The following is a 7544-nucleotide window of genomic DNA, read 5'->3' on the forward strand; positions in this document are numbered from 1 at the left end:
GGTCGACGACCTGCTCGACGAGGTGGGCGCGGTCGCCGAGCGAGGCGCCGGCCGGCTGCGGCTCTCGGCCCAGCACACCGTCGTGGCGATCGCCGGGGCCACCGGCTCGGGCAAGTCGTCCACCTTCAACGCCCTGACGGGCCTCGAGCTGTCCTCCACCGGCGTGCGGCGACCGACCACGTCGTGGGCGTCGGCGTGCGTGTGGGGGAGCGCCGGCGCCGAGGACCTGCTGCAGTGGCTGGGGATCCCCCCGCGCCACCAGTCGATGCGTGACTCCATGCTCGACGCCGCGCGCGCCGACCGTGCCCTCGAGGGCGTCGTCCTGCTCGACCTGCCCGACCACGACTCGACCGAGGTGGCCCACCACCTCGAGGTCGACCGTCTCGTCGAGCTCGCCGACCTGCTCGTCTGGGTGCTCGACCCCCAGAAGTACGCCGACGCCGCGATCCACGACCGCTACCTCGCGCCGCTGCGCTCGCACGCCGGCGTGATGGTCGTCGTGCTCAACCACATCGACACCGTGCCCGAGGACCGTCGCCAGGCGATGGTCGACGACGTACGACGCCTGCTCGACCTCGATGGTCTCCAGGACGTGCCGATCTACGCCGTCAGCGCGCGCCAGGGCATCGGGATCGACGACCTGCGCGCCCAGATCGCGCAGCGGGTGTCGGCCAAGAAGCTCACGCGCGAGCGCATCGAGGCCGACCTCCGCTCCGCCGCCGGCCGACTCCAAGAGGCGTCGGGCACGGCCAAGGCACGCACCCTGGCCCCGGGCCGGGTCAAGGCCCTCGAGGACGCCCTCGCCGACTCCGCCGGCGTCCCGGTCGTCGTCGACGCCGTCGAGCGCTCCACCCGGCTGCGCGCCGGCCGGGCGACCACCTGGCCGCTCGTGTCCGTCTTCTCCCGGCTGCGCCCCGACCCGCTCAAGAAGCTCGGTCTCGACCTCGGCGACTCCGCGGCGGCACTGCGCGGCACCTCGCGCGCCTCGCTGCCCGCCACGACGCCGGTGCAGCGCGCCCGCGTCGACACCGAGGTGCGGGCGTTGGCCGACGACACGTCCGCCGGACTGGGCGCACCCTGGGTCGACGCCGTACGCCGTGCCTCGACCGCGCGTGTCTCGGAGGTCGGTGACCGACTCGACCGAGCCATGGCCGAGACCGACCTGGGCGCCTCGGGCATCCCCGTCTGGGCCGGCCTCGTGCGGGTCGTGCAGTGGCTGCTCATCATCGCGGCGGTGGGTGGGGCCGTGTGGACAGGCCTGCTCGTGGTCGGTGGGGGACTGGCCGACAACGCTCCGCAGGTCGCGGGCATGCCGCTCCCGCTGCTGCTGCTCGTCGGTGGGGTCGTGCTCGGCATCCTGCTGGCGCTGCTGTGTCGGGGGCTGGTCGCGGGGACGGCGCGACGACGCGCGTCCGCGGCCGACGAGGCGTTGCGCTCGCGGGTGCACGAGGTCTGCACCGAGCTGGTGACCGATCCGGTCGCTGACGAGCTCGCGGCGTACGCCGCCGTCCAGACGGCCCTGCGCGCGACCCTGAAGTAGCCCGCAGCCGTCCACAGCGCGCCGTCGCCAGGTCGTCGTCCACAAGCAGGGCCCGTGCGTCGGCAGGGCCGGTGGATCTCTCGTTGAGTGGTGCTCGTCCAGAGCGGACGTCACGACCACGAGGAGACGACGATGATCAACGACACCATGGTGACCCTCCAGGGCCACGTGGGCGGAGCGGTCCAGCTGCGCCAGGCCGGCGACAGCCAGGTGGCGCACCTGCGGGTGGCCTGCACCCCGCGGCGCCTCAAGCGCGCCACCGGCGAGTGGGTCGACGGGGAGACCCAGTGGTACTCCGTGAGCGCCTGGCGCCACCTCGGCGAGCACTGCGCCCGCTCGCTGAGCTCGGGTGACCCGGTGATCCTGCACGGGCGGCTGCAGACGCGCACCTACGTCAACAAGGATGGCGTCGAGGTCACCGGCCTCGAGGTCGAGGCCCTCCTGATCGGGCACGACCTGAGTCGCGGCGTCAGCTCGTTCCGCAAGCGACCCCCGTCGCCCGAGCAGCACACGGGCGAGGTCAGCGCTGCGTGAGACGCCGAGCCGCCCCGCCCGTGCACCCCCGGGGCGCGCGGGCGGGTGACGGTAACTAGGCTCGGCCCCATGGCGGAATATGTCTTCACCCTGCGCAATGTCCGCAAGGCCCACGGCGACAAGGTCGTGCTCGACAACGTGACGTTGTCGTTCCTGCGCGGCGCCAAGATCGGTGTCGTCGGACCCAACGGCACCGGAAAGTCGTCGCTGCTGCGGATCATGGCCGGCCTCGACCATGCCAACAACGGCGACGCGATCCTCGACCCCGGTGCCACAGTCGGCATGCTCCAGCAGGAGCCGCCCCTCACCGAGGGCAAGACGGTTCTCGAGAACGTCGAGGAGGCCGTGTCCGAGATCAAGGGCAAGATGGCCCGGCTCGACGAGCTCTACATGATGATGGGCGACCCGGACGCCGACCAGGACAAGGTCGCCACCGAGGCCGGCGACCTCCAGTCCGAGCTCGACGCCGCCAACGTGTGGGACCTCGACAGCCGGCTCGACCAGGCCATGGACGCGCTGCGCTGCCCCCCGCCGGACGTGATCGTCGACAACCTCTCCGGTGGTGAGCGTCGCCGCGTGGCGCTGTGCAAGCTGCTGCTCCAGCAGCCCGACCTGCTGCTCCTCGACGAGCCCACCAACCACCTCGACGCCGAATCGGTCCAGTGGCTCGAGGGCCACCTGAAGTCCTACCCGGGCGCCGTCCTGGCGATCACCCACGACCGGTACTTCCTCGACAACGTCGCGGAGTGGATCCTCGAGCTCGACCGCGGCTCGACACACCCCTACGAGGGCAACTACTCGACCTACCTCGAGACCAAGCAGGCTCGCCTCAAGATCGAGGGTCAGAAGGACGTCAAGCGCGCCAAGATGCTGGAGAAGGAGCTCGAGTGGGTTCGCTCCAACGCCAAGGCCCGTCAGACCAAGAGCCGCTCGCGTCTCGCGCGCTACGAGGAGATGGCGGCCGAGGCCGACCGGATGCGCAAGATCGACACCTCCGAGATCAACATCCCCGCCGGACCCCGGCTCGGTGACGTCGTGCTCGAGGCCGAAAAGCTCGGCAAGGGCTTCGACGACCGCACCCTCATCGACGACCTCAGCTTCTCGCTGCCCCGCGCCGGCATCGTCGGAGTCATCGGGCCCAACGGTGTCGGCAAGACGACGCTGTTCCGAATGATCACCGGCCAGGAGGAGCCCGACGAGGGCAAGCTCAACGTCGGTCAGACCGTCAAGATCAGCTATGTCGACCAGAGCCGCGGCGGGCTCGACCCCGAGAAGAACGTCTGGGAGGTCGTCTCCGACGGGCTCGACTTCATCAAGGTCGCCAACTTCGAGATGAACTCCCGCGCCTACGTCGCCAGCTTCGGCTTCAAGGGCCCCGACCAGCAGAAGAAGGCCGGTGTGCTCTCCGGTGGTGAGCGCAACCGTCTCAACCTCGCGCTGACGCTCAAGATGGGCGGCAACCTGCTGCTCCTCGACGAGCCCACCAACGACCTGGACGTCGAGACTCTCTCCTCCCTCGAGGACGCGCTGCTCGACTACCCCGGCTGCGCCGTGGTCACCTCGCACGACCGGTGGTTCCTCGACCGCGTCGCGACCCACATCCTGGCCTGGGAGGGCGAGGACGACCAGCCCGGTAAGTGGTACTGGTTCGAGGGCAACTTCGCCTCCTACGAGGAGAACAAGATCGAGCGCCTCGGTGCCGAGGCCGCTCGACCGCACCGGGTCACCCACCGTCGCCTCACCCGCGACTGAGCCTCGACCTCGACCGCCCGCTGCCGTGGCCCGCAAGCCCAAGCTCCTTCCCGACCGGGACCTCCCGGCGGGGTTCGCCTACCCCCACGACTTCCTCGCGGCAGTCGGCCAGCACGACCTGGGGGCCTGGGAGTGGCTCCAGGGCTATCGGCTGCGTGGCGCGGCTCAGCAGCTCTGGGCCAACCACACGCGCTCCTTGGTGCCCTTCGCGCTGCGGGCCGGCACGACGTACCTGGTCTGCTTCCACGCCGACCGGCCCGTCGAGGGCGGCGGCTACGAGGTGATGACGCTCGACTCCTCCGACGAGCGCGCCGAGCCGGTGCAGCACACCCCTGACTTCCGTTCCTGGTGGGAGGGTGCCCAGGCCGAGGGGCGTCCGCGCTCCGCGCCACCGCCGCCTCCACCGCCCCCGCCTACGGGTGCGTCCGGTCCTGGGGGCGAGGGCGCCCCGGAGGCGCCTGCCTCGCTGGAGCCGGGGGAGATCAATCCCTACGCCGGCGACGTGCCGGGGTGTCAGCCACCGGTCACCGGCCAGTGCGGGTGCGTGCACCACCTCGACGCATTCGCCGGCCAGGTCGTCCCTTACGGCAAGTCGGCCCCGGCGAACCTGCCGCCACGTCGGGTCGCCGACCTGGTGATGGAGCACGACCTCGCCGCGGAGCCGGCCTACCCGGGCCCTGAGCTCTCCTACCGCAACCGACCGGTCGGACCGTTCCACTGGCAGGTCTTCGTGGGCCAGCCCGCTCGGCTGCACTACGACGAGGACGGCCGGGTGCCGCTCGACCAGTGGCTGATGGGCAACCCCGGCGTCGACCTCGTCGCCTGGCCCGACCGCGGCGGAGACCTCTACCTCGCCGCCCCCACGCTCTGCCGCGACGGCGTCCTCACGCTGCTCGCGCGCGGGCTCCTCGACGACCGCGTGCGCCGGCGCAAGTAGGGCAGGGCCAGCAGGATCAGCGCATCTCGCGGTCGGGGTGACCAGCGATCAGCTGGTCTGAAACCGCGTTGAACAAGCGTCCCGTGGCCTCGAAGTCGGCCGGATCGGCGAGGTCGACGAAGTGCTCGCGGACGCCGGCGACGTGGGTGGGCGCCATCTCGTCGAGCAGCGCGCGGCCACCCTCGGTGATCACGGCGTAGACCCCGCGCTTGTCGTCGGGGGAGTCGGCTCGCTTGACAAGGCCGCTCTTCTCCATCCGCTTGATCGTGTGCGTGACCCGGCTGCGGCTGTGGGCCAGTGAGTCGGCCAGCTGGGCCATGCGGAGTCGACCCTCGTGGTCGGAGAGTCGCACCAGGATCTCGTACTCGACCAGCGAGGCGCCGTGGCAGCGCCTCAGGTCGTCGTCGAGACGGTCCAGCAGCAGGGTGGTCCCGAGCAGGTAGGCGCGCCAGGCGTGCTGCTGGTCGGCGTCGAGCCACGGGGTCTCGGCGGGGGCCGAGGAGGACGGCGAAGCAGGCGTTGACGCAGACGGGGGCACCGGCGGAGTGTAACGGTCGGCACAGTGGCGACACAGGAAACCCCGCCAAGGACCCCCCGAAAGGCCGGGACGCCCGGCCGCAGCGGCGGCCGGGCGTCCCGGGTGGTTCAGGTGGTTCGGGTCGTGCAGGAAGCGCCGAGCTGCCTCAGATGCGCTCGAGGATCATGGCCATGCCCTGGCCGCCACCGACACACATGGTGATCAGGCCGGTCGACTTGTCGTGCCAGTCGAGGGAGTTGATCATCGTGTTCTGCAGACGCGCACCGGTCATGCCGAACGGGTGGCCGATCGCGATCGCACCGCCGTTGACGTTGAGGCGGTCGATGTCGATGCCGAGGTCCTGGTAGGACGGCACGACCTGAGCAGCGAACGCCTCGTTGATCTCGACGAGGTCGATGTCGCCGATGCTCATGCCGGCGTACTTCAGGGCGTTCTTGGACGCCTCGACCGGGCCGAGGCCCATGATCTCGGGCGAGAGACCGCTGACGCCGGTGGAGACGATGCGAGCCAGGGGCTTGAGGCCCAGCTCGGCGGCCTTGGTGTCGGACATGACGATGACCGCAGCCGCGCCGTCGTTGAGGGCGCAGCAGTTGCCGGCCGTGACGACACCATCGGGACGGAAGACCGGCTTGAGGTCCTTGATCGCGTCGTAGGTGACGCCGGCGCGCGGGCCGTCGTCAGCGGTGACGACGGTGCCGTCGGGCGTGGTGATCGGCGTGATCTCGCGGGCCCAGAAGCCGTCGTTGATGGCCTTCTCGGCGAGGTTCTGCGAGCGGACGCCGAACTCGTCGAGCTCCTTCTTGTCGAGACCGCGCATGCGAGCGACGTTCTCGGCCGTCTGGCCCATCGCGATGTAGGCGTCGGGGAGCAGGCCGTCCTCGCGCGGGTCGTGCCAGTCCTGGCCGCCCTCGGCGTACTTCATGGTGCGCAGCTCGGCGTCGTGGAAGGCGGGGTTCTTGGTGTCGGGCCAGTGGTCCGAGGTGCCCTTCGCGAAGCGCGAGACGGTCTCGACGCCGGCGGAGATGAAGATGTCTCCCTCTCCGGCCTTGATGGCGTGCAGCGCCATCCGCGAGGTCTGCACCGAGGAGGAGCAGTAGCGCGTGATCGTGGCACCGGGCACCGAGTCGAGGCCCATCAGGACGTTGACGACGCGGGCCATGTTGTTGCCCGACTCGCCGCCGGGCAGGCCGCAACCGAGGTAGTGGTCGTCGATGGTCGACGGGTCGAGGCCGGGGATCTTGTCGAGCGCGGCCTGGATGATGGTGGCAGTGAGGTCATCGGGGCGCAGGTCCTTGAGCGACCCCTTGTTGGCGCGACCGATGGGCGAACGCGCGGCAGAAACGATGACGGCCTCGGGCATGGACGGATCTCCGATCTCGTGGGTGACAACCGTCTCACCCTAGCCGCACTCCCTTGCTCTGACTTCTGGCAGAGTCGAGGCGTGCGTCACGTCTACGAATGCCACCTCCGCTGGGCCGACCTCGACTCCTTGGGGCACATCAACAACGTCGTCTACGTCGACTACCTCCAGGAGGCACGGGTCTCGCTGATGCGAGCCCTGCTGGGGGAGCGGCCCGACGACCTGGGCGAGGGCGTGGTGGTGGTGCGCCACGAGGTCACCTATCTCGCGCCGCTGACGTTCGGCTTCGCTCCGGTGAGCATCGAGTGCTGGGTCACCGAGGTGCGCGCGGCGACGTTCACGATGGCCTACGAGGTCTTCCACGAGGACGACGACGGAACCCGCACCGTCTACCTGCGCGCCACGACCGTGCTGACGCCGTACGTCTTCGCCCACGAGCGACCGCGCCGCCTCACCGCCGAGGAGAAGGTCGCCCTGGCGCCGTACGTCGAGGAGCCGTTCGGTGCCGGGACGACGCGCATCCCGCCGCTCGAGCGAGCCGGGGCACACCGGTTCCCGTTGTACGTCCGGTTCTCCGACGTCGACGTCTACCGCCACGTCAACAACGTGAAGTACTTCGAGTACCTCCAGGAGGCTCGCGTGCGCCAGACCGCCGAGCTGCTGCGTGGCCGCGACGTGGGCCGGCCGTCGTTCGTCGTCGCGCAGACCGACGTCGACTACCGCGTGCCGATCCTGCTGCGCCACGAGCCGTACGACGTGTGGTCGGCGATCATCGCCGTCGGCACCCGCTCGATGACGATCGAGTCCGAGATCGCCGACGGCGAGCAGGTGCTCGCGCGGGCCCGGGTGACGGTGGTCTTCTTCGATCCCGTCACCCAGCGGT

7 protein-coding genes are annotated in these 7544 nt (G+C 70.4%); 5 read left to right on the plus strand and 2 right to left on the minus strand.

Annotated features, from left to right (window positions below; all coding sequences use genetic code 11):
* The 4 genes from VOI19_RS10100 to VOI19_RS10115 all read left to right on the plus strand — a co-directional run.
* The coding region (locus VOI19_RS10100; RefSeq protein ID WP_323792835.1) for a GTPase at nucleotides 1–1540 on the plus strand (1540 nt) is incomplete at its 5' end.
* Between the two features lie 132 nt (nucleotides 1541–1672).
* Complete coding sequence (locus VOI19_RS10105; RefSeq protein WP_323792836.1) at nucleotides 1673–2074, plus strand: single-stranded DNA-binding protein; 402 nt, start codon at nucleotides 1673–1675, stop codon at nucleotides 2072–2074.
* 69 nt (nucleotides 2075–2143) lie between these two features.
* Complete coding sequence (gene ettA, locus VOI19_RS10110; RefSeq protein WP_323792837.1) at nucleotides 2144–3826, plus strand: energy-dependent translational throttle protein EttA; 1683 nt, start codon at nucleotides 2144–2146, stop codon at nucleotides 3824–3826.
* 25 nt (nucleotides 3827–3851) lie between these two features.
* A complete protein-coding gene (locus tag VOI19_RS10115) occupies nucleotides 3852–4763 on the plus strand; it encodes a hypothetical protein (protein ID WP_323792838.1) in 912 nt (303 codons plus the stop codon).
* Between the two features lie 16 nt (nucleotides 4764–4779).
* Here VOI19_RS10115 and VOI19_RS10120 read toward each other — a convergent pair whose 3' ends face one another.
* Together VOI19_RS10120 and VOI19_RS10125 are read right to left on the minus strand one after the other, a co-directional pair.
* The gene (locus VOI19_RS10120) at nucleotides 4780–5301 is read right to left on the minus strand and encodes a MarR family winged helix-turn-helix transcriptional regulator (protein ID WP_323792839.1); all 522 of its coding nucleotides are present in this window, start codon (nucleotides 5299–5301) and stop codon (nucleotides 4780–4782) included.
* Between the two features lie 145 nt (nucleotides 5302–5446).
* Nucleotides 5447–6661: an acetyl-CoA C-acetyltransferase gene (locus VOI19_RS10125; RefSeq protein ID WP_323792840.1), complete on the minus strand. Its 1215-nt coding sequence runs from the start codon at nucleotides 6659–6661 to the stop codon at nucleotides 5447–5449.
* An 81-nt stretch (nucleotides 6662–6742) separates the two neighbouring features.
* Between VOI19_RS10125 and VOI19_RS10130 the strand changes: the two genes are divergently transcribed.
* Nucleotides 6743–7544 (plus strand): acyl-CoA thioesterase (locus VOI19_RS10130; protein ID WP_323792841.1); only part of this gene is annotated, 802 nt, incomplete at its 3' end.

Origin of the sequence: Nocardioides sp. (assembly GCF_034670285.1) — a bacterium.
In the GTDB taxonomy this organism is placed as follows: domain Bacteria; phylum Actinomycetota; class Actinomycetes; order Propionibacteriales; family Nocardioidaceae; genus Nocardioides.

Coding starts and splice junctions, on each gene's coding strand:
- VOI19_RS10105 (WP_323792836.1), top strand. CDS start 1,673: ATGATCAACGACACCATGGTGACCCTCCAGGGCCACGTGGGCGGAGCG.
- ettA (WP_323792837.1), top strand. CDS start 2,144: ATGGCGGAATATGTCTTCACCCTGCGCAATGTCCGCAAGGCCCACGGC.
- VOI19_RS10125 (WP_323792840.1), bottom strand. CDS start 6,661: ATGCCCGAGGCCGTCATCGTTTCTGCCGCGCGTTCGCCCATCGGTCGC.